Genomic DNA, 21,472 nt, shown 5'->3' with positions numbered 1-21,472 from the left:
CCTGCGCTCCAATGATCCGCTGCTGCAATCCTTCAGACTCAAGCATCTCACGCTCAAGAACCGGATCATCTCGACCGCGCATGAGCCCAATTATCACGATGGCCATGGGATGCCGGGCGAGCGCTATCGCCTCTATCACGTGGAGAAGGCCAAAGGCGGCATCGCCATGACGATGACGGCGGGCTCCGCCTCGGTTGCCCGCGACAGCCCGCCCGCCTTCGGCAACCTGCTGGCCTATAAGGACGAGATCGTGCCGCATCTGCGGCGGCTCGCGGACGACTGCCACGAGCATGGCTGCGCGGTGATGATCCAGCTCACCCATCTCGGGCGCCGCACCGGCTGGAACAAGGCGGACTGGCTGCCTGTGCTTGCCCCATCCCCGGTGCGCGAGCCCGCCCATCGCGCCTTTCCCAAAACAATCGAGGATTGGGACATCGAGCGGATCATCGCGGATTATGCCAGTGCCACTCAGCGGATGCAGGCCGCCGGCCTCGATGGCATCGAGTTCGAGGCTTATGGGCATCTGCTCGATCAGTTCTGGTCGCCGGCCACCAATAGGCGCGAGGACGAGTATGGCGGCAGCATCGACAACCGCCTGCGCTTCACCTTCCGGGTGCTTGATGCGGTGCGAAAGGCTGTGCGCCCCGATTTCATCGTGGGCCTCAGGCTTGTGGTCGATGAGGATTGGCGACAGGGGCTCAGCCGAGAAGAGGGGCTTGAGATCGCGCGGCGGCTGATCGCAACCGGCCAGATCGATTTCCTCAATGTCATTCGCGGCCATATCGACAGCGATCCGGCCTTGACGAAGGTCATCCCGGTGCATGGCATGCGCGCAGCTCCTCACCTCGATTTCGCCGGCGAGGTGAAGGCCCAAACCAAGTTTCCAGTCTTCCATGCGGCCCGCATTGCGGATGTGGCCACCGCCCGCCATGCGGTCGCGTCCGGCAAGCTCGACCTCGTCGGCATGACACGCGCCCATATCGCCGATCCGCATATCGTGCGGAAGATCGAGCAGGGTGTTGAGCACGAGATCCGTCCGTGCGTGGGCGCCACCTATTGCCTCGACCGGATCTATGAGGCAGGCGAAGCGCTTTGCATCCACAATGCCGCCACGGGGCGTGAGGCAATGATGCCGCATGTGATCGCGCGCAGCCAAGGCGCAACGCGCAAGGCGGTGGTGGTCGGTGCAGGTCCCGCAGGGCTCGAAGCTGCAAGAGTGCTCGCCGAGCGCGGGCATCATGTCACGCTGTTCGAGGCGGCGGACAGGCCAGGCGGTCAGATCCGGCTCATCACCCAGCTTGCGCGCCGCAGGGAGTTCGTCGGCATTGTGGATTGGCGCATGGCGCGGCTTGAGAGCCGCAACGTGCGGCTTGTGTTCAATACCTTGGCGGAGGCCCAGGATGTTCTCGCGGAGGAGCCGGATCTCGTCATCATCGCGACCGGCGGCCTGCCGCAGCGCCCGCCCATCGAAGCCGGCGGTGACCTTACGGTCTCCACCTGGGACATTCTCTCAGGGGATGTGAAGCCCGCGGACGACATCCTGCTCTATGACGACAATGGCGCCCATCCGGGGCTCACCGCCGCGCAATTCCTGGTCGAGCACGGGGCGGAGCTGGAGGTCGTCTCTCCTGAGCGCATGTTCTTCCCCGATGTGGGCGGTATGAATGTGGTGCCCTATCTTGCGGCCCTGCAAACAAGCGGGGCACGGCTGACCATCGGCACCATGGTGCGGGCCATCCGGCGTGAGGGCAACAAACTCGCGGTGACATTGGCCAGCGAGTATGCCGAGCGCGACCTCGGTGAGCGGCTGGTCGATCAGGTGGTCGTGGAGCACGGCACATTGCCGCTGGATGAGCTCTATTTCGCGCTCAAAGATCAGTCGGTCAACCGGGGGGCGGTCGATTACGACGCGCTCGTTGCGGGGCGGCCGCAACAGCTGCGCGGCAATCCCGACGGCCTCTTCCAGCTGTTCCGCATCGGGGATGCGGTCGCCTCGCGCAATATCCATGCCGCCATCTATGACGCATTGCGGCTGTGCAAGGATCTTTGACCCGAGGCGCGCCCTTGCATGACCTCAGCCGATCAGGCCGCGCGCGGGGTGGAGGCGAGCAAGCCGTCGGTCACCGCCTTGATCTCATCGGGTCCGTAGGCTCCGATGAGAGACAGAAGCCCAGAAATATCAAGTTCACTGCGCCCAGCGCTGTTCTGGATGAGCAGATCCACAATCTCACGGGCGAAGGATGCTGGATCAACGTCCTTGACCTGGCCGGAATCGTTCTCCGTCGCAAGCTGCAGGAGATCAACGCAGGGCTGGGGCAGTCCCGCATGCTCGCACACCACCTTGAGGCCCACCTCGTTTCTGGTGGCGATCACGTCGGCCACGTGACGGTTGGGCATGCCCGCAAGCTGGGCGAGCGCTTCGGTGACAAAGCTCATCTCGCCATGGCAGATGGCCCGACAAATGAGCGAGCCGGTAACGAGGCGGTTGACGGTGAGATAACGGACCATCGCCTCCAGGTCCTCGCCGCTGAGACCATGGGCAATCTGCAGGAAGGAGTGATCCTCCGCCTCTGATACAAGTTCATCGAGGCGGTCATTTTCGACCCAGCCCTGCTTGGCAAGGACCACCTTCACCCGGTCATTATTGATTTGCGCGAGCTTGACCCGCATCTCGACTGGCAGATCCCGGCGCCGCCGCATGGCCTCACACACGGAGGTGACGGCGGCAAAGCGCGACATGATGATCCGATAGCCCTCGATGGGGATCGAAATTGCGGCATTGCCCAGAAGCTCCTTGCAAACGGCGGGCGAGCCGAACTTGATCAGAACAGCCAGCGCGTGGCGCGGCAGGTTTGCCCGGCGGGCAATCGCGCAGAGCCGCCGGTCATCGCCGATGCGGGCAATCGCGACAAGCGTGCCGTCGGTGAGCCCCGGACAGGCGACCAGAAAGGGCAGCGCGATATCATCTTCATCAGCGGCAATGGCGAAAGCGACATCCGGGGGCACGAAGGACGCAAGCTCGAGCTCCTGGGCAATCGCGCGGCGAACGGATATGGCTTCATCTTCCGCCAGTTTCAGCAGCACTGGCAGAACGGCGGCACGTTCCGGTTCGGGGTTGTCCTTGTTCGCTACGAAACTGGCGAGTTCTGTTGCGAGCTTCATGCGCTGGTAGGGCGAAGGGTCTTCAGCGACGCGCGTCAGAAAATTTACATCCAGACCGATGGCATTCTGCTTCGACATGCGCATCTCCCAGGCAATAAAATCAATTGAATGATTTGGCTTTGCACTTCGGGAGATGATCACCAGCAAATGTTAAGGAAGCGTTTACCTTAACCTCACTCGCTCGACGCCGTTTTATGCCTCGCCACGCGCCGCCGCCACAGCGGGTGCGGTGCCCACTGGCGAGACCCGCGGATTGACCAGGACGAACTCGGTCTTGGGCGGTGGTGCCGGGCGCTGCGACATGCGGTAGATCGCATAAGCACCGATGCCGGCATAGACGATCCCGAGATAGATCGGGAAGCCCTGCGCGCCGATATAGCTCATCACTTGGCCAACGATCAGCGGTCCCGCGACCGAGCCCATTCCATAAATCAGCACCAGCTTGCCACTGGCTCCGAGGATCTGATCGGCGTCGAGATTGTCATTGGCATGAGACAGCGCCACCGAATAGAGCGGTAGAGCGAGCGCGCCGAACAGGCAGAAGACCGCGATCAGCAGATCGCTGCTGATCAATGTGGCGGGATAGCAGGCAAAAGCAAGCGCGGCGGACAAAAAGGCAAGAATGGTCAGCACCGTGCGGCGGTCATGCCTGTCAGAGATCAATCCGATCGGAAATTGCGAGAGAACGACGCCAAGGGGCGGCAGTGCCATGAGAATCGAGACTTCCGCAACGCTCAGACCAGCGAGCGTTCCATAGACCGCGCCCATGGTGAAGAACGCCGATTGGCCAAGCCCATTGGTGAAGGCACAGACCACGCCGAGGGGTGATCGCCGATAGATCTCGCGTATGCTCACGCCGCGGGGATGGGTGACGTCCGGCGCGGTGACCCGCACGAGGGTCATCGGCACCAAAGCCACAGACACCATCGCCGACACCACCACGAAGAGCTCAAAGCCGCTGGGGCTTGCGACATTCAGGAAGAATTGGCCAAGCCCCATGCAGGAATAGCTGATGATCATGTAGATCGAGAGGATCTGCCCACGATCGCGGTTGGTCGAAACGGAGTTCAGCCAGCTTTCGGCGACGATGAACAGGCCGGAAATGCAGAACCCGACGAGAGCTCGGATGATGAACCACGAGATCGGGTCGATCAGGATCGGAAAGAAGAGAACCGCCGTCGAGGCCACCGAGGCCAAGGCCGCGAAAACCCTGATATGGCCGACATAGGAGATGAGACCCGGTGTGATTCCCGAACCGACCAGCAGCCCAATGGAATAGGCCGACATGACCAGGCCCGTCACGCCCGGCCCGAAATGCTCCAGGGCTGCGCGCACCCCAAGCAAGGTTCCTTGCAGGCCATTGCCGAGCGAAAGCAGAGCGACGCCGAAAAGCAGCGCCCATACAGAGCGTACGCCATCCAGAAACATTGCCGCTTCTCCGAGGGACGATGCTGCTTATCGCCGATCACGTTGGGCATTTTTAAGTCGCGCCAGCCAGAGGCGCTTACCTCAGGAGCGACATGTCGGGAGGCATCAGCGTCTGGCCTTAGGCCGCGACATTGCTGCTGGCAAAGCCGACCTGGCGGAGCTTGAAGTTCAGGATATCGGCATCGAAAGGCTGCACCAGACATTCGGCAGCCCCTTCCCAGATCGCCTGCCCGATCGAGGCGGCGTTCGCATCGCTCGCACAGATGAGCACTGCCGGATCTCCTCCTGCCCCTGTGCGCCTCAAACGATGGAGAAATTCAACACTGCTCATGCTCGGCATGGTGTCGGGCAGCATGATGAGATCCGGCCTGCTTCGCCGGCATGCCAGAAGTGCTTGTTCGGGACTCGGCGCAAACTCGACCGTGAATCCATGAGCGTTCAGCATCGAAACCAATTCGTGTCGGTCACCCGCCGCGTCCGCGATAATCAAGCAATGGGTCATTCACACGATCTCCGAGCATTCAACATGCCCCCACAGGCATATCGAGCCTTGGGTGGAGTCGTAGGGAGCCGCCCTTTAATGAATAGTTAACAGGCTTCCTGCAATAGATGCGGACGAAAATTTGTATGAAAATCAGTTAGTTACGCAAATATCGAAATGTCCGAGCAAAATACGAATGTGGAGAAGTCAAGGCAAATTCAACCAAATGCGACGACTCACGGCCGCCAAAGAAGACTCACCAGACGACTCACAGGATGCTTGTGACGACTTGCTGAGTGCTCCGCCACCTGCCAAAACTGGCCCCTTGAGGCCTTAGAAAAATCGACCCCAGTCAGAGGAGAGGATATGCGCGGGCTCTATTTCGAGGAATTCGAGATTGGACAAGTCTTCAATCACATGCTGCGGCGGACCATCACCGAGAGCGACAACATGCTGTTCTCGAACATGACGCTCAATCCGCAGCCGCTGCATATCGACCGGCATTTCTGCGAGACGCAGACCGAGTGGGGACAGCCGCTCGTCAATAGCCTGTTCACGCTGGGCCTCATGATCGGCATCTCAGTCCCCGATACCACGCTGGGCACGACTATCGCCAATCTCGGCATGAGCGAGGTCAAGTTCCCGCATCCGCTGTTCCACGGAGATACGGTGCATGTGGAAACGGAGGTGAAGGCAAAGCGCGAGAGCAAGTCGCGGCCGGATGCCGGCATCGTCGAATTCGAGCATCGGGCCTATAATCAGAATGACGTGCTGGTTGCCACCTGCCGGCGCCAGGCGTTCATGCGGAAGCGCCCCGGCAAAGAGGCCTAATGTTCATGCGCTCAATGCTCTTTGTTCCCGCAGACAGCCCACGCAAAATCGAGAAGGGCTTAGGCTCCGGCGCCGATGCGATCATCCTCGACCTTGAGGATTCGGTCGCAGCAAGCGCAAAGGAGGCCGCCCGTGGCATCGTGCGCGGCGTGATCGCGGATATCGCAGGCCGAAAAGCCGACGTCCTGCCCCGCATCTATGTGCGGGTCAATGCACTCGACACGGGGCTCACCGCCGGAGATCTCAAGGCGCTCGAAGGATTGAAGGTCGACGGCATCATGCTGCCGAAATCAGAGGGAGCTGCCTCAGTGCGCAGGCTCTCGGCGATGATCGGCGCCATCGAGCCCGCGGAGCATCGCGGCGAAACGCGCATCACCGTGGTCGCCACGGAAAGCGCAAAGGCGCTCTTCGGCCTTGGCAGCTATGAAAGTGCCGGGCCCCGGCTGGAAGGGCTCAGCTGGGGGGCGGAGGATCTTCGCACAGATATCGGCGCGCGCGATAATCGCGGGGCAGATGGCCGCCACACGGAGCCATTTCGCCTGGCGCGCTCGCTCTGCCTGTTCGGGGCCGTCGCCGCCGGGGTTCAGCCCATCGACTCGGTCTTTCCCAATTTCCGCGACGAGGCCGGCTTGCGGCTCGAATGCGATGAGGCGCTGCGCGATGGCTTTACGGGGAAGCTCGCCATCCACCCGGCACAGGTGCCCATCATCAACGAGATGTTCACGCCTTCGCCTGAGGAGCTCGCCCGGGCACAAGCAATCGTGGATGCGTTCGCGCGAGCCGGTGATGCGGGCGTGATCGGGCTGGACGGTGAGATGTTGGACAGGCCGCATCTGGTGCATGCCCAGCGGCTGCTGGCACGGGCCGGGCGGTAAAGCCCTCTTGCTGCTCTCCTGGATCACCGGATCAAGCCCGGTGATGACGCAGGCGTGCCGAGTTGACTCAATTTCTCAACGGGCCGACTCAACTTCTGAGATTTTGCGCGTAAGCTGCGGCGGTATCAGGTTGATCAGAGATCGCGCACCTCGAGCACGCCTGGGATGGCCTTGATCGCGGCCTTGATCTGAGGCGTCACCGTGAAGCGGTTGCCAAGCGCGATCTCGATCTCATGGGATCGATCTACCAGCACCTTCAGGCGCACCGGCGCGCGTCCGCCATTGGTGAGGCGCGCCGCCAAGCTGGCGACCGAGACGGTCTCGCGCACGGCAATCTCAAGCCCTGAGCTGATATTCTCCGTCGCCTTGTCCAGCGGCTCAACCGAGTGCAGCCGTAGCCTTACCTCCTCGCCCTCCGAATCCGCTTCCACGCGCAAGATGACCGCATTTCCCGGCTCCAGGAGATCGCGCAGCTGGTTCAGCTGATCGGAGAAGACAACCGCCTCGAACTGGCCGGTCGGGTCTGAAAAGCCCACGAAGGCAAAGCGATTGCCACTCTTCGAACGGCGCTCCTGCCGGTGGGTCACGGTTCCCGCCAAGCGGCCGGCCGGGGCGCCCTTGGTCTTGACCTTCTCGGCAAAGGACGCCCAAGTTTCGACGCCAATCTTGGACAGCGGGGCCATATAGTCATCGAGCGGGTGGCCGGAGAGGTAGAAGCCGACCGCGTCGAATTCCTCCGCGAGCTGCTCCATCGGCAACCAAGGGTCCACCTGGGGCAGCGGCACATCGATTTCAGCAAGGCCGCCGCCCGCGAAAAGATCATTCTGGCCGGAGGCCGCATCCTGGGCGGTGCGGTCGGCCATGGACATGATGGCATCAAGCCCTGCCAAGAGCTGCGCGCGATTGGTGTTGAAGGTGTTGAGGGCGCCGGCCCTGATCATGCTTTCCAGTGCCCGGCGGGTGACCACCCGCGGGTCGATGCGCTGAACGAAATCAGCGAGGCTCCTAAAGGGCCCGCCCTCCTCGCGCAGGCGCACGATATGCTCGACCACGCCGCGTCCGACATTCTTGAGGGCTGCTAGAGAATAACGGATACGGCCGTCCTTCACCACGAAATCGACGTCGGATTCGTTGATGCCGGGCGGATCGATCTTCACCTTCAGGCGCTGCGCCTCGCGCCGGAACATGTCGAGCTTGTCGGTGTTGCCAACGTCCAGGCTCATGGACGCGGCCAGGAATTCCACGGGATAATTGGCCTTGAGGAAGGCGGTCTGATAGGCGATGAGGCCATAGCAGGCGGAGTGAGACTTGTTGAAGCCGTAGCCTGCGAATTTCGCGACGAGCTCGAAGATGAATTCGGCCTGCGCCTTGTCCACCCCCTTGGCGACCGCGCCATCGACGAAGCGAACCTTCTGCTGGTCCATCTCCGCCTTGATCTTCTTGCCCATGGCACGGCGCAGAAGATCGGCTTCGCCCAAGGAATAGCCCGAAAGCACCTGAGCGATCTGCATCACCTGTTCCTGGTAGATGATGACGCCATAGGTGTCAGCGGTGATGGGCGTCACGGTCTCGTGCAGGAATTCCGGCGCCTCCTCGCCGTGCTTGGCGGCGAGATATTTCGGAATATTGTCCATCGGCCCTGGACGATAGAGTGCGACCAGAGCGATGATGTCCTCGAGCACGCTGGGCTGGGCCTTGCGCAGCAGGTCCTTGAAGCCCGAACTTTCCAGCTGGAACACGCCGACCGTGTCGCCCTGGCTCAGCATGCGATAGGTATTGGCATCGTCAAGCGCGATGCGGTCGAGGTCGAAATCCGGCACTCGCCGGCGAACGAGCTCGCAGGCCTTCTGCAGCACCGTGAGCGTCTTGAGGCCAAGGAAGTCGAACTTCACCAGGCCCGCCTGCTCCACCCATTTCATATTGAACTGGGTTACCTGCATGTCGGAGCGCGGATCGCGATAGAGCGGCACGAGCTCATGCAGCGGCCTGTCGCCGATCACCACACCGGCGGCGTGAGTGGAGGCGTGGCGATAGAGACCCTCGAGCTTCTGGCCGATCTCCAGCATGGAGCGCACGGTCTCGTCCTTGTCGCGCTCCTCTTGCAGGCGCGGTTCGCCGTCGATGGCCTCCTTCAGGGTGATCGGGTTGGCCGGATTGTTCGGGATCAGCTTGCAGAGGCGGTCGACCTGTCCGTAGGGCATCTGCAGCACGCGGCCCACGTCGCGGCAGACAGCGCGCGCCTGCAGCTTACCGAAGGTGATGATCTGCGCGACCTGCTCACGGCCATATTTCTGCTGGACGTAAGCGATGACCTCGTCACGCCGCTCCTGGCAGAAGTCGATATCGAAATCCGGCATCGACACGCGTTCCGGATTGAGGAAGCGCTCGAACAGGAGGTTGAAGCGGAGCGGATCAAGATCGGTGATGGTGAGCGCCCAAGCAACCAGCGAGCCCGCGCCCGATCCACGGCCGGGCCCCACCGGAATGCCGTGGGCCTTCGCCCATTTGATGAAGTCGGCAACGATGAGGAAATAGCCCGGAAACTGCATGCGCACGATGACGTCGAGCTCGAATTCCAGGCGATCCCAATATTCCTGCTCGCTGTGGCCATCCGCCAAGCCGTGGCGGGCAAGACGCGCCCGGAGGCCATCGCGGGCCTGGATCTTCAACTCCTCGGCCTCGTCGCGCGCTTCGCCCGTCTCGGAGGAATAGCGCGGCAGGATCGGCGCCCGGCCCTTCGGCCGGAAGGCACAGCGCTGCGCCACTTCGACGGTGTTGGCTATGGCCTCTGGAATATCGGCGAAGAGTGCCGCCATCTCGGCGGGTGACTTGAAGTAATGTTCAGGCGTGAGCCGACGCCGATCTTCGGTGGCGAGCACCACGCCCTCGGCGATGCAGATCAGCGCGTCATGGGCTGCCGCATCGTCGGGCGTTGCAAAAAAGGGCTCGTTGGTCGCAACCAGCGGCAGGTCGAGATCATAGGCGAGCTCGACGAGGCCGGGCTCGGCGATACGCTCATCATCTGTGCCGTGGCGCTGCAGCTCCACATAGAGCCGATCACCGAAGATACTCATCAGGCGCTCGATCCGGGACGAGGCCTGGCCCCTATTGCCCGCGACCAGCGACTCATTGACCGGTCCGCGCGGACCACCTGTCAGGCAGATCAACCCATCGCTATGGGTGGCCAAGAGGTCAATCGGCACATGGGCGCTATGGGCATCGGTGGTGTCGAGGAAGGCCCGGCTCGAGAGCGTCATGAGATTGCTGTAGCCAACAGCATTCTTGGCCAGCAGGGCGAGCACCGGCAGGGGCTTCGGCATGCCGGTGGTGCGCGGGTTCACCTCGGTCGCATCCCGGAAATCGATGCTGAGGGTGATGCCGATGATGGGCTGGATACCGGCGCCGGCGAGCGCATTCGAATATTCCAGCGCGCCGAACAGGTTGTTGGTGTCGGTCAGGGCAAGCGCAGGCATGCGCATGCTCTTGCAGAGGGATGCGAGACGTTTGACGGGCAGCGCCCCCTCCAGGAGGGAATAGGCGGAATGGGCGCGCAGATGAACGAAGGGAACGCTGGTTTGCTCGGCACTCATGCCACCATTGTAATCATTGGCGGCTGAGTCTCGAATTTGTTTTTGCCAATTTCCCAGCGCATATTACATCCTAGATGAGCCAGGGTTCCTGCCCGCCCTCCCCGCCAGCCACAAACGATAAAGGACGCTCGTGCACCACACGCCGCTCATCACGACACTCGTGGGGGGCCTCGTGCTGGCCTTCCTTCTTGGCGCGCTTGCCAATCGCCTGAGGATCTCACCACTGGTGGGCTATCTCGTCGCCGGAATCCTGGCAGGCCCGTTCACGCCGGGCTTCGTTGCCGATCTCGACATGGCGATGGAGCTGGCGGAAATCGGCGTCATTCTGCTGATGTTCGGCGTCGGCCTGCATTTCTCGTTCAAGGATCTCATGTCGGTGCGCGCCATCGCGGTGCCGGGTGCTCTGGCGCAGATCGCGATCGCGACCCTTCTGGGCGTGGGGCTCGGCTTGCTGATGGGCTGGCCAATCGGCGCGGGGGTCGTGTTCGGGCTCGCGCTCTCGGTTGCATCAACGGTTGTCCTGCTGCGCGCCTTGCAAGAGCGCCGGCTGGTTGAGACCGAGCGCGGACGCATCGCGGTGGGCTGGCTCATCGTCGAGGACCTGGCGATGGTCCTAACCCTCGTGCTGCTTCCGGCACTTGCCGGCCTGCTGATCAGTCTGCAGGGTGAAGATAGCGGTGCGCGCGCGACGCTCAGCTCGCGCGATGTGCTCGAAACCGTGGCCATAACGCTTGGCAAGGTCGCCGCCTTCGTTGCGCTCATGCTCATCGTCGGGCGTCGGGCGGTGCCCTGGCTTCTGCACCGCATCGCGCATATGGGATCGCGGGAGCTGTTCCGGCTGGCGGTACTCGCCGTCTCACTCGGGGTGGCCTATGGCGCGACCACGCTGTTCGGAGTGTCCTTCGCGCTCGGCGCGTTCTTCGCGGGCATGGTGCTGAGCGAATCGGAATTATCGCATCGGGCGGCGGAAGAGACCCTGCCCTTGCGCGATGCCTTCGCGGTGCTGTTTTTCGTGTCGGTCGGCATGCTGTTCGATCCGTCGATCCTGATCCGCGATCCCCTGCCCGTCCTTGCCACGTTCCTGATCATCGTGCTCGGCAAGTCGGTCGCTGCCTTCGCCATCATGCGCGCCTTCGGCCATCCGGTGCCGACAGCCCTGACCATCTCGGCAAGCCTCGCCCAGATCGGCGAATTCTCCTTCATCCTCGCGGCGCTCGGGGTGAGCCTTAATCTGCTGCCGCAGGAAGGACGCGATCTCATCCTGGCCGGATCCATCCTCTCTATTCTCGCCAATCCGCTGTTCTTTGCCGCCATCGACCGGTGGGGGCCACTTCTCGAAGCGCGGATCGAGGGCCGCAAAGAGGCCCCGGCTGCGGCCGCTCCCGCCCAGGAGCGCGCTGCAAGCGATGCTGAGCCTCCGCCGCCGGTCACCATAGGTGAGTTGCCCAAAACCTCCCTTAGGGATCATGCGGTGCTCATCGGCTTTGGGCGGGTCGGCTCGATCATTGGGGAAGCGCTCATTGCCCAGAGGGTGCCGCTCCTGGTCATCGAGGAGCGGGACGAGCCCATTGCCCAATTGCGCGATCGCGGGATCGAGGCCATCAATGGCAATGCGGCGGCTTCCGATCTCATCAAAGCAGCCAATCTCGAACAGGCCCGCTGGCTGATCGTGGCCATCCCCCATTCGTTCGAGGCGGGACAGATCATCTCGCAGGCAAGGCTTGCCAATCCCGCCCTTCACATCGTGGCGCGCTCGCATTCGGATGCGGAAACCAACCATCTGCTGGGGTTTGGCGCTGACCGGGTGATCATGGGCGAGCGGGAGATTGCCGATGCCATGGTCAATTTCGTGGTGCGCGCGAGCGGTGATGCACAGATCCGCGGCCCGTTCGTCAGCGATGATCAGCCCAGCGAGGCCATGCGCAAGGCGGCGGAAGCCGATTTCGACGATGATCTCGAGGGGGATGAGGCAGCGCGCGACAATGCTGAGATGGTGACTGAGGGCGCGGGATCACCGGACACTGTGAGCAAGCCGGCATGAGACAGCTCTCTCCCGGCAGGAGGATATAAGCGTTCTCCTGGTGGCCTGGATCAGCGGGTCAAGGCCGGTGATGACGGGAATTGTTCGCCCTGGCGCTGTTCCACCAGCCGACCATTGTCCAGGTGGAGCACACGGTCCATGCGAGCGGCCAGCTCGAGATTGTGGGTCGCAATCAGGGCGGCAACGCCCTGCCTGCGCACCAGATCCAGCAGCTCCTGATGAACGATGCCGGCGGTCCTGGGATCGAGATTGCCCGTGGGCTCATCTGCCAGCAAGAGCGCGGGGTGGTTCGCCAGGGCCCGGGCGATTGCCACGCGCTGCTGTTCACCGCCCGAAAGCTCGGCCGGGCGATGATTCAACCGCGCGCCAAGTCCCAGCCTCTCAAGGAGCTCAATGGCCCGCTGGCCCGCCTGCTTCCGGCTGGCGCCGGCAATGCGCTGCGGGATCGCGACATTTTCAAGGGCGGAAAATTCCGGCAGCAGCCGATGGGACTGATAGACGAAGCCCACCGACTCCCGTCGCAAACGGGTCCGCTCGGCATCGCCCGCTTGTCCCACATCGCGACCACCGATCATGATCACGCCGGCATCCGGACGCTCCAGCAAGCCGGCAATATGGAGGAGCGTTGACTTGCCCGCGCCGGACGGGCCGACAAGGGCTATGATCTCGCCGGCATGGATCGTCACGCTGGCGCCCGCCAATACGTGCAGCTGCTGGGTGCCCTGGCGAAAGCTGCGATGCACATCGCGCAAGGTCAGAACGCCGGCTCGCGCGCTTTGCGTCTCATTCATAGCGAAGCGCCTCCACGGGATCGAGCTTGGCAGCCCGCCATGAGGGGTAAAGCGTCGCAAGGAAGGCCAGGCCGAGAGACATGAGCGTGATCAGCACGGTCTCGTGCACTTCCATCTTGGCGGGCAACTGGCTGAGGTAATAGATTTCGGACGGGAAGATCTGCACACCCAGGAGAGCGCTGAGCCCCTGGCGTATGCCCTCGATATTCCAGCAAACGAGGACGCCCAAAACCAGTCCTGCCAGGGTGCCGATCACGCCAATCGCGGCGCCGGTGATGAAGAATACGCGCATGATGGTGCCACGACTTGCACCCATGGTGCGCAGGATAGCGATGTCGGCGCCCTTGTCCTTCACCAGCATGATGAGCCCGGAGACGATATTGAGCGCCGCCACCAAAATGATCAAGGTGAGGATCAGGAACATCACGTTGCGCTCGACGATGAGCGCATCATAGAAGGCGCGATTGGTGGTCTGCCAGGACACGAATTCTATGCCAGGGCCGGCTGCTTGCTGCAGGGCCGCAATATAGCGGCCGACCTGATCGGGATGATCGACCATGATCTGCAGGGCGGTGACGCTGCCCTCCTGAACGAAGAATTCCTGGGCAGCAGCGAGCGGCATGAACACGACCGAATTGTCATAATCGGACATGCCGATATGGAATATGGCCACCACCTCGAAGGACCGGATGCGGGGCGTCACGCCGAACGGGGTCACCGGTCCCTTGGGCGAGAGGATGTTTATGGTGTCGCCCAGGCCAATATTGTGCTGAAAGGCCATGCCCTGGCCGATGGCGATGCCCTCGCCCTGATCGAAGCCTTCAAGCGTGCCGCGCAGGCTGTCGCCGGCAATGCCCTTCATGGTCTTGAGGTCTGCTTCGCGGATGCCACGCACCAGCGCCCCGCCGGATGAGCGCTGGGACGAAACCAGCACCTGGCCTTCCACATAGGGGGTCACTTTGGTGATCCCCGGCACAGTTGCCAGCTTCTTGGCAAGGGCGTCGTAATCCTCGATCGAGCCCTGGATGCCGAAGGCGGTGATATGGCCGTTGAAGCCGAGAATGCGATCCATGAGCTCGGCGCGGAAACCGTTCATCACCGCCATGACGATGATGAGGGTGGCCACACCGAGCATGATGCCGAGAAACGAAAATCCGGCAATGACGGAGATAAAGCCTTCCCGGCGGCGGGCGCGCAGATAGCGCGCCGCGATACCCCACTCAAATCCCGCAAAGGGCATTGTGCCGCGACCTTCAGCCATGCCAGCCGTTTTCGATCCGCTGGAAGCGGGCAATGGCAGCCTCGGGGCTGATCTCCTCGCGCGCCCCGGTCTTGCGGTTCTTCACCTCGACCACGCCATTTGCAAGCCCACGCGGTCCCACGATGATCTGCCATGGCAGGCCGATCAGATCCATCGTGGCGAACTTGCCGCCAGGGCGCTCATCCACGTCATTATAGAGAACCTCGACGCCCTTCGCCTGCAAGGCCGAATAGATTTTCTCGCAGGCCGCATCGCTGGTTCCGTCGCCCTGCTTCACATTGATAAGCCCAACCTGGAAGGGCGCGACGGGCTCTGGCCAGATGATCCCGGCCTCGTCATGGCTCGCCTCGATGATGGCACCGACGAGACGCGACACGCCAATGCCATAGGATCCGCTTTGCACCTCAACCTTGCTGCCATCCGGTCCCTGCACATAGCAGCCCAGGGGCTTTGAGTATTTCGTGCCAAAGAAGAAGATATGGCCCACCTCGATGCCGCGGCCGGTCACCTGCCGATCCTGAGGCACGCGCGCCTTGAATTCGGCCTCGTCGTGGATCTCGTCGGTCGCGGCATAGAGTTTGGTGAAATCGTCGATGCGCTTCTTGAGCCCCTGAACGTCGTCGAAATCCACCTCGCTTGCCGTCCAATCGAGCTCCAGATAGCCGCGGTCGAAGAACACGGCGCTTTCGCCGGTGGGCGCCAGGATGAGGAATTCGTGAGACAGATCACCGCCGATCGGCCCCGTATCGGCACGCATTGGGATCGCGGTCAGCCCCATGCGCGCGAAGGTCTTCAAATAAGCAATGAACATCTTGTTATAGGAATGGCGGGCAGCCTCGGCCGAGATGTCGAAGGAATAGGCATCCTTCATCAGGAACTCGCGACCGCGCATCACGCCGAAGCGGGGCCGGATCTCGTCGCGGAATTTCCATTGGATATGGTAAAGATTGCGCGGCAGATCCTTGTAGGACTGCACCCCCTGCCGGAAGATGTCGGTGATCATCTCCTCATTGGTCGGCCCGTAGAGCATCTCGCGGTCGTGGCGGTCCTTGATGCGCAACATCTCCAGGCCGTAATCGTCGTAACGGCCGCTCCTGCGCCAGAGATCGGCCGACTGGATGGTCGGCATCAGCACCTCGAGCGCGCCTGACCGGTTCTGCTCCTCGCGAACGATCTGCTCGATGCGCTTCAGGACCCGAAAGCCCATGGGCAGCCACGAGTAAATGCCCGCACTCTCCTGGCGAATCATCCCGGTGCGCAGCATGAAACGATGGGAGACGATTTCGGCCTCTTTCGGGTCCTCGCGGAGGATTGGCAGGAAAAAGCGGCTGAGGCGCATTTGTTTATGGTCCATTGATTGGAAAGGCAGTCGATCACGGGTGGGCGAACATGGCTGCCCAGCACATGCGCCGCCTGTTCTAAGCGAAGTTTATGCGGAAACAAAGGCCTCAGTCCCGCGCCAAGTTGCAGCGCACAATAGGACAGCATTATTGACGTATAGATTGTGGCCTGCAGGAGATCGTGTAGGATGTCATAACAACGTCAAGATTTCAGATGACAGGCCGATTGAGTTGTTCTAGTGTGCCCTCATAAGACGAAGAACGAGCCGGCGCGGTATTTGACTGGGGGACGTGTTAACCAGTCCCTGAAGGCCTAAGTCTGGGGAGGAGTGGTCCGAAAGCGCAAAAGAGGGAAACAAACCCGGCGCGGAGGCTCTGGCGAGGCGTAACTCAAGAGATCAACAGGACCGAGTTAACTGAAAACAAGGCGAATGCCTTGTTTTTTTGTTTGCGAAGTTACCAAGAGCCTCGCAGGTAGGGCCAGTCGGGCGTGCCGGCGTGCCAGCTCTCACCCAGCGACTGAGGCTCGCCGCGGCCCAGCGACCCAGTGTTAGACGTTCAAGAATAGGGCTTGAGCTCCTTGAAGAAGGGAATGTGGTCGAGCGCCAGGATGCCTGAGCTCATAAGCGTATAGAAAACGGCAAAGATCCCGGCAGAAATGACGGTGGTGACCAGGAATTTGCGACCCAGCCTCGGGTCTTTCGGCGCGCTTGGCGCCTGGCCGATGCCTGGCTCCTCGTCCAGCTCATGGGGTGAATCGTTGCCGAAGGGCAGAACCGCAAACAGCACCAGCCACCACAGAATGAAATAGATTGCGAGGCTACTCGTCAGGCTCATGCCTGCTCCAACTCGACCAAAGTACCAAGGAAGTCCTTTGGATGCAGAAACAGCACCGGCTTGCCATGAGCGCCGATCTTCGGCTCGCCGCTGCCTAATACACGCGCGCCTTGGACTCTCAGCTGGTCGCGCGCGGCGATAATGTCCTCAACCTCGTAGCAGATGTGATGGATGCCACCCTGCGGATTGCGCTCGAGAAAGGCGGCAATCGGAGAGTTGTCGCCCAGCACACCGAGCAGCTCCACCTTCGTATTGGGGAGCTCGACAAAGACGACCGTCACCCCATGATCGGGCTCATCCTGGGGTGAGGACAGCTTTGCGCCAAGCGTATCGCGATAGGTGGCGATTGCGGCTTGAAGGTCCGGCACGGCAATGGCGACATGGTTGAGACGGCCCAGCATCACAGCACTCCCAAGCAGTATTCCCTTCGGGATTGCCTACGCGCCGGGCGGCGAGAAGGCAATAGCTGTCGCATAGCCTGCGATGGACCATATGCCGCCTCAATGCTGGTCGGCCGCCCAACACACGCATCCTTCAGTCGTTCACAAAAAAACACTCCTTGGTTGCATGACAATCTCGAATCTCAGAATACTTAACCATGGGCGCTCCGGCTTGATCAGCTCCGTGAAGAGGAACCAATGCTGAACCACGTGTTACACACGACGCTTAAAGCGTTTGGTCATGGACCGGCAGCAAAGCGGGCCAAAAAAAACAAGGGGGCCAAGGAAACGAGACCTCCGTTCCCGGAGATGACAGAGGAAGACATTGCGCTCATTTCGAAGTTCGCGCCCTTCACCATGACAGGCGAGAAGCGCCAATGGGCGCTCATGCAGGCCGTACGATATGTAGATCGGGCGGAGATCCCCGGCGATATTGTGGAATGCGGAGTGTGGAAGGGCGGTGCCATGCTTCTCGCCAAGGCCTGTCACCGCAACACGTCTCTCCAACGGCGATTCTATCTCTTCGACACGTTTGCCGGTATGTCAGCGCCTACTCACCGTGACCGGCGGATGATCGATGACGCGGATGCGAGGACCGAGTTCATGGTGGCGCGCCGTGACGGCCATGTGGACTGGTGCTATGCGCCGCTTGAAGAAGTACGAGGAAATTTTCAGCGGTTCGGCCTCCTCGATGAGAACGTCATCTTTTGCCAAGGTCCGGTCGAAGACACACTTCGCGCCCGACCCCTGCCGGACCAGATCGCGATCCTGCGTCTCGATACAGATTGGTACGAGTCGACCAAAATCGAACTGGAGGTGCTCTATCCCAGATTGGCGCGGGGTGGGATCCTGATCATCGATGATTACGGGTGGTGGCGGGGATCGAAAGAGGCGGTCGAGGAATATTTCGCGCAACGCCCCGTGTTTCTGATGCCGATCGACCACGATTGCCGCCTGGTGGTGAAGCTCTGATGCGCTTTCCCATCCCGCCCAAGGACTGCTCAGCCCGTGAAGCGCGACACCATACGGAGCCTTGCTTCGGGCATTGACATGCTCCGCGGCGAAAGCACATGGCGGGTGATGAAATATCCGGTCAGCGCAAAGCCATCAACAACTTGTGCCGCAGTCGTTTCCGACAGACCACCGGGTCTAAGAAATGGCGGCAAAGGCAACATGCGCTCGGCGTAAGGCGCACCCATCTCGGCACTGACAGCGCGACCCGAGCGAGGCGAGACAAAGGCCAAGTCCTCATTCGAGCCGCCGCCGGCACAGCGGGAGAGGTCAAGCCCGAAGCCGAATTCCTGCAACAGGCCAAGTTCCCAGCGGACCATCAGCGCTGGCCAGAGTTCCGCATCCTCCAGGGCATCCAACAGAAAGCGAGAGGCATCATAAAGGCGGGGATGGGCTTCGCGCTCGGGCACGAGCTGGGTTAAGGTGATCATGCTCAGCAAAGCGTCGAGTGCTGCCGCATTTTCCATGAAGGTGCCCGCCTTCAGGCTGACGGGCTCGACCGCGAGCGTGCCCAATTGGTCGGCAAGACGGGCGCGCCAGGTGGCGTCAACGACATTGCCGGGCTGGAGCACGGGCCGGCGCGCGCGCGAGCGGGCACCATGCACGAGCCCGAGATAGCGGCCGTGCTCGCGGGTGAACAGTTCCACAATCGCCGCATTCTCCCCATGCCGGCGAATACTGAGGATGATGCCCTCCTCGCGCCAATGCATGGCAACTCCTTAAGCCTTGCCGTCAGCTCTTGCCGGTTCGCCCCGGCATGTCGAGTCCCATCATGCGCAAGCGCTCCGGATCCTGCGCCCATTTCTCCCGCACCTTGACGAACAGGAAGAGGTGAACGCGCCGGTCGAGAAAGGCCTCAAGCTCGCGCCTTGCCGCCTGGCCGATGTGCTTGATGGTCTGGCCGCCCTTGCCGAGCACGATCTTCTTCTGGCCGTCGCGCTCCACATAGACGACCTGATCGATCCGGACGGAGCCGTCTGACTGTTCTGTCCATGCCTCCGTCTCAACGGTCGAGGCATAGGGCAGCTCCTGATGCAGCTTGAGATAGATCTGCTCGCGGGTGAGCTCGGCGGCGAGCTGACGCAAGGGCGCATCGGCCACCTGATCTTCAGGGTAGAGCCAGGGTCCCTCAGGTACGGCTTCAGCAAGGAAGGTTTTCAGCTTTTCGATGCCATCGCTGTTGAGGGCCGAAATCATGAAGGTGTGGCCGAAGGCAAAGCGCTCGTTGAAGGCGCGGGTGGTGGCAAGCAAGTCTTCCCGCTTCACCAAGTCGATCTTGTTCAGCACGAGATGAGCCGTAAGCCCGGTCTTCTCCAGCCCCTCAATCACCAGCATCGCTTCATCATCAAGGCCAAGGCGCGCGTCCGCAATGAAGACCACCACATCCGCATCCGCCGCGCCGCCCCAGGCCGCCTCGACCATCGCCTCGTCGAGCAGACGGCGGGTCGTGAAAATGCCCGGCGTGTCGACGAGAATGATCTGGCTCTTGCCAATCAGAGCGATGCCACGAAGCGGCGCGCGCGTGGTTTGCACTTTCGGTGTGACGATCGCGACCTTGGTACCGACCAGCGCGTTGATCAGCGTCGATTTGCCGGCATTGGGGGCGCCGATCAGGGCAACGAAGCCGCAGCGCGTGCCCTCCCCCTCTTTTTCCGGCACATTCGGGCTCACATCATCGTCCGGCTCGCTCATCGATCCAATTCCTCACGGGCGATAAAGGCATGGGCGGCTGCCTGCTCGGCCGCGCGCTTGGACGTGCCCTCGCCCTCCTGCACAGGATAGCCCTCGATCGCAACCTCGATCTTGAACAGCGGCGCATGGTCGGGACCCGTGCGTGCAACCTCCCGGTAGACCGGGGCCGGCAGACCGCGACCTTGCGCCCATTCCTGCAGCGCGCTCTTGCGATCCTTGGCCATGACGCTGATGCCATCGAAATGGGGGCGCCAATATCTGGAAATGAAGGCACGCGCCGCTTCGATCCCGCCGTCAAGATAGATTGCGGCGATTACTGCTTCCACGGCATTGCCGAGGATGGCGGTCTTGGTTCGCCCGCCCGCGGCAGCTTCACTGGAGCCGAGGCGAAGAAAGCGGCCAAGATCCAGGCTGCGCGCCACGTCTGCGCAGGTTTCCTTGCGCACGAGGGCATTCAGCCTTGGCGCCAGCTCTCCTTCGGCGCTCGCGGGGAAGCACTTAAAGAGCTCCTCTGCAATGATCAGGGCGAGCACGCGATCACCGAGAAATTCCAACCGCTCATTGTCGTGGGTCGCGTCCTGATCGGCCATGCGGGCCTGCAGCTTTCGGCGCAGAGCCGGATAGCTCGCATGAGTGACGGCACGCTCAAGCAGCTCCGGATGCGCGAATTGATGGCCAATCCGCTCCGCAAGCTTGGTGAGTTTCCCAGGGTTTGCGCGGTGCTCAGCCATCAATGGAGCAGTGTGAAGAACCGGTCCCAACGGATCACCCAGGGCCAGTCCCACACCGCGAGCAGCGAGGCGTCAGGTTCGTGCGAGAAGAAGATGATCTCCGCCTTGCCAACGAAGTTCTCGAAGGGGACATAGCCCACCTGCCCGAGGAAGCGACTGTCGGTCGAATTGTCGCGATTGTCGCCCATCATGAAATAATGGCCGGGCGGCACAACATATTCGCGCGTATTGTCGCCGGGTGAGTTGTCGTAGAGGTCGAGCGTGAAATAACTCACGCCATTGGGCAGCGTTTCCTTATACCGCCGCACCGGCCGCTCGGTCCCATAGGCGTCCGGCTGCATCACGTCGCCGGCGAGCTCGCGTTTCACCGGTTCGCCGTTGATGTAGAGAACGCCGCTCTGGACCTGGATATGGTCACCGGGCAGACCGATGACCCGCTTGATGTAATCGGTCTCATTATCGGTCGGCAGCTTGAAGACGGCCACGTCTCCCCGCTCGGGCTGGCTTGCCAGAATGCGCCCGTTGAACGGCAATGGCCCGATCTTGAAGACGCGGTTGCCAAACATGTCGAGGGAGAAGGTGAAGGAGTATCGGCTGTAGCCGTAGGCGAATTTCGAGACGAACAGGTAATCGCCGACCAGCAGGGTCGGGATCATCGAGCCGGACGGGATATTGAAGGGCTGGAACAGGAAGGTTCGGATGACAAAGGCGATGATCAGAGCATGAACGATGACGCGGATCAGTTCCCAGGCGCCACCAGCGGCTTTCTTTTCCGAATGTTCTGTCATCGACGTCATTTCTGCCGCTTCATACTGTACTTACCGGTGCACATGATCGACGCCGCTTCCCGTCCATAGCCTCGTCCCGTATAGACCTTCGACATGTGTTAAGCAAACGCCATTGCGGCGCAGCATAACAGGCTGCGCGTCATGTTGCGCCCTCGCCACGATTTGCCTATCGC

At 61.7% G+C, this 21,472-nt stretch carries 18 protein-coding genes; 5 read left to right on the top strand and 13 right to left on the bottom strand.

The features are described 5' to 3' along the window. The first annotated feature begins 1 nt into the window (after position 1). A complete protein-coding gene (locus RCF49_RS22000) occupies positions 2 to 2,050 on the top strand; it encodes an NADH:flavin oxidoreductase (RefSeq protein WP_342644264.1) in 2,049 nt (682 codons plus the stop codon). Between the two features lie 32 nt (positions 2,051 to 2,082). Here the strand turns inward: RCF49_RS22000 and RCF49_RS21995 are convergent, their stop codons facing one another. The 3 genes from RCF49_RS21995 to RCF49_RS21985 form a co-directional block, all read right to left on the bottom strand. Then, positions 2,083 to 3,240, bottom strand: coding sequence for a DUF2336 domain-containing protein (locus RCF49_RS21995; protein WP_342641920.1), 1,158 nt, complete (start codon positions 3,238 to 3,240; stop codon positions 2,083 to 2,085). 114 nt (positions 3,241 to 3,354) lie between these two features. Further along, positions 3,355 to 4,590, bottom strand: a complete 1,236-nt coding sequence (locus RCF49_RS21990) for an MFS transporter (RefSeq protein ID WP_342641919.1) — start codon at positions 4,588 to 4,590, stop codon at positions 3,355 to 3,357. A gap of 118 nt (positions 4,591 to 4,708) precedes the next feature. Further along, positions 4,709 to 5,092 (bottom strand): response regulator, encoded by a 384-nt coding sequence (locus tag RCF49_RS21985; protein ID WP_342641918.1) that lies wholly within the window; start codon positions 5,090 to 5,092, stop codon positions 4,709 to 4,711. Between the two features lie 345 nt (positions 5,093 to 5,437). Between RCF49_RS21985 and RCF49_RS21980 the strand changes: the two genes are divergently transcribed. Next, complete coding sequence (locus RCF49_RS21980) at positions 5,438 to 5,902, top strand: MaoC family dehydratase (protein WP_342641917.1); 465 nt, start codon at positions 5,438 to 5,440, stop codon at positions 5,900 to 5,902. Then, a complete protein-coding gene (locus RCF49_RS21975) occupies positions 5,902 to 6,777 on the top strand; it encodes an HpcH/HpaI aldolase/citrate lyase family protein (protein WP_342641916.1) in 876 nt (291 codons plus the stop codon). Before RCF49_RS21980 ends, RCF49_RS21975 begins: the two co-directional genes overlap by 1 nt. A 134-nt stretch (positions 6,778 to 6,911) precedes the next feature. Here RCF49_RS21975 and dnaE read toward each other — a convergent pair whose 3' ends face one another. Further along, a complete protein-coding gene (gene dnaE / locus RCF49_RS21970) occupies positions 6,912 to 10,367 on the bottom strand; it encodes a DNA polymerase III subunit alpha (RefSeq protein WP_342641915.1) in 3,456 nt (1,151 codons plus the stop codon). 130 nt (positions 10,368 to 10,497) lie between these two features. On the opposite strand from dnaE, the gene ybaL reads away from it, so the two are divergent. Further along, positions 10,498 to 12,408, top strand: a complete 1,911-nt coding sequence (gene ybaL / locus RCF49_RS21965) for a YbaL family putative K(+) efflux transporter (protein WP_342641914.1) — start codon at positions 10,498 to 10,500, stop codon at positions 12,406 to 12,408. Positions 12,409 to 12,458: 50 nt separating this feature from the next. On the opposite strand, the gene RCF49_RS21960 is transcribed toward ybaL, so the two are convergent. The 5 genes from RCF49_RS21960 to mce form a co-directional block, all read right to left on the bottom strand. Next, entirely contained in the window at positions 12,459 to 13,199 is a 741-nt protein-coding gene (locus RCF49_RS21960; protein WP_342641913.1) for an ABC transporter ATP-binding protein, read from the bottom strand. Continuing rightward, entirely contained in the window at positions 13,192 to 14,460 is a 1,269-nt protein-coding gene (locus tag RCF49_RS21955) for a lipoprotein-releasing ABC transporter permease subunit (RefSeq protein WP_342641912.1), read from the bottom strand. Before RCF49_RS21955 ends, RCF49_RS21960 begins: the two co-directional genes overlap by 8 nt. Continuing rightward, positions 14,453 to 15,799 carry a proline--tRNA ligase gene (gene proS / locus RCF49_RS21950; RefSeq protein ID WP_342641911.1) on the bottom strand — a complete coding sequence of 449 codons (1,347 nt, stop codon included), beginning with the start codon at positions 15,797 to 15,799 and terminating at the stop codon, positions 14,453 to 14,455. The genes RCF49_RS21955 and proS overlap by 8 nt, the downstream gene beginning before the upstream one ends. Before the next feature lie 559 nt (positions 15,800 to 16,358). Next, positions 16,359 to 16,637: a DUF1467 family protein gene (locus RCF49_RS21945; protein WP_342641910.1), complete on the bottom strand. Its 279-nt coding sequence runs from the start codon at positions 16,635 to 16,637 to the stop codon at positions 16,359 to 16,361. After that, complete coding sequence (gene mce / locus RCF49_RS21940; RefSeq protein ID WP_342641909.1) at positions 16,634 to 17,038, bottom strand: methylmalonyl-CoA epimerase; 405 nt, start codon at positions 17,036 to 17,038, stop codon at positions 16,634 to 16,636. Before mce ends, RCF49_RS21945 begins: the two co-directional genes overlap by 4 nt. Before the next feature lie 348 nt (positions 17,039 to 17,386). Between mce and RCF49_RS21935 the strand changes: the two genes are divergently transcribed. Next, the gene (locus tag RCF49_RS21935) at positions 17,387 to 18,049 is read left to right on the top strand and encodes a TylF/MycF/NovP-related O-methyltransferase (protein ID WP_342641908.1); all 663 of its coding nucleotides are present in this window, start codon (positions 17,387 to 17,389) and stop codon (positions 18,047 to 18,049) included. 29 nt (positions 18,050 to 18,078) lie between these two features. On the opposite strand, the gene recO is transcribed toward RCF49_RS21935, so the two are convergent. The 4 genes from recO to lepB are packed head-to-tail and all read right to left on the bottom strand — an operon-like array spanning position 18,079 to position 21,308. Next, complete coding sequence (gene recO / locus RCF49_RS21930; protein ID WP_342641907.1) at positions 18,079 to 18,798, bottom strand: DNA repair protein RecO; 720 nt, start codon at positions 18,796 to 18,798, stop codon at positions 18,079 to 18,081. A 22-nt stretch (positions 18,799 to 18,820) separates the two neighbouring features. Further along, complete coding sequence (era, locus tag RCF49_RS21925) at positions 18,821 to 19,780, bottom strand: GTPase Era (protein WP_342641906.1); 960 nt, start codon at positions 19,778 to 19,780, stop codon at positions 18,821 to 18,823. Next, positions 19,777 to 20,511, bottom strand: coding sequence for a ribonuclease III (gene rnc, locus RCF49_RS21920; RefSeq protein WP_342641905.1), 735 nt, complete (start codon positions 20,509 to 20,511; stop codon positions 19,777 to 19,779). The genes era and rnc overlap by 4 nt, the downstream gene beginning before the upstream one ends. Beyond that, positions 20,511 to 21,308 carry a signal peptidase I gene (gene lepB / locus RCF49_RS21915; RefSeq protein WP_342641904.1) on the bottom strand — a complete coding sequence of 266 codons (798 nt, stop codon included), beginning with the start codon at positions 21,306 to 21,308 and terminating at the stop codon, positions 20,511 to 20,513. The genes rnc and lepB overlap by 1 nt, the downstream gene beginning before the upstream one ends. Positions 21,309 to 21,472: the final 164 nt, after the last annotated feature.

This window comes from Rhodoligotrophos sp. CJ14 (genome assembly GCF_038811545.1).
Classification (GTDB): Bacteria; Pseudomonadota; Alphaproteobacteria; order Rhizobiales; family Im1; genus Rhodoligotrophos; species Rhodoligotrophos ferricapiens.
The sequence above is the reverse complement of the archived record's forward strand: the minus strand, read 5'-3'. Positions and strand labels throughout refer to the sequence as shown.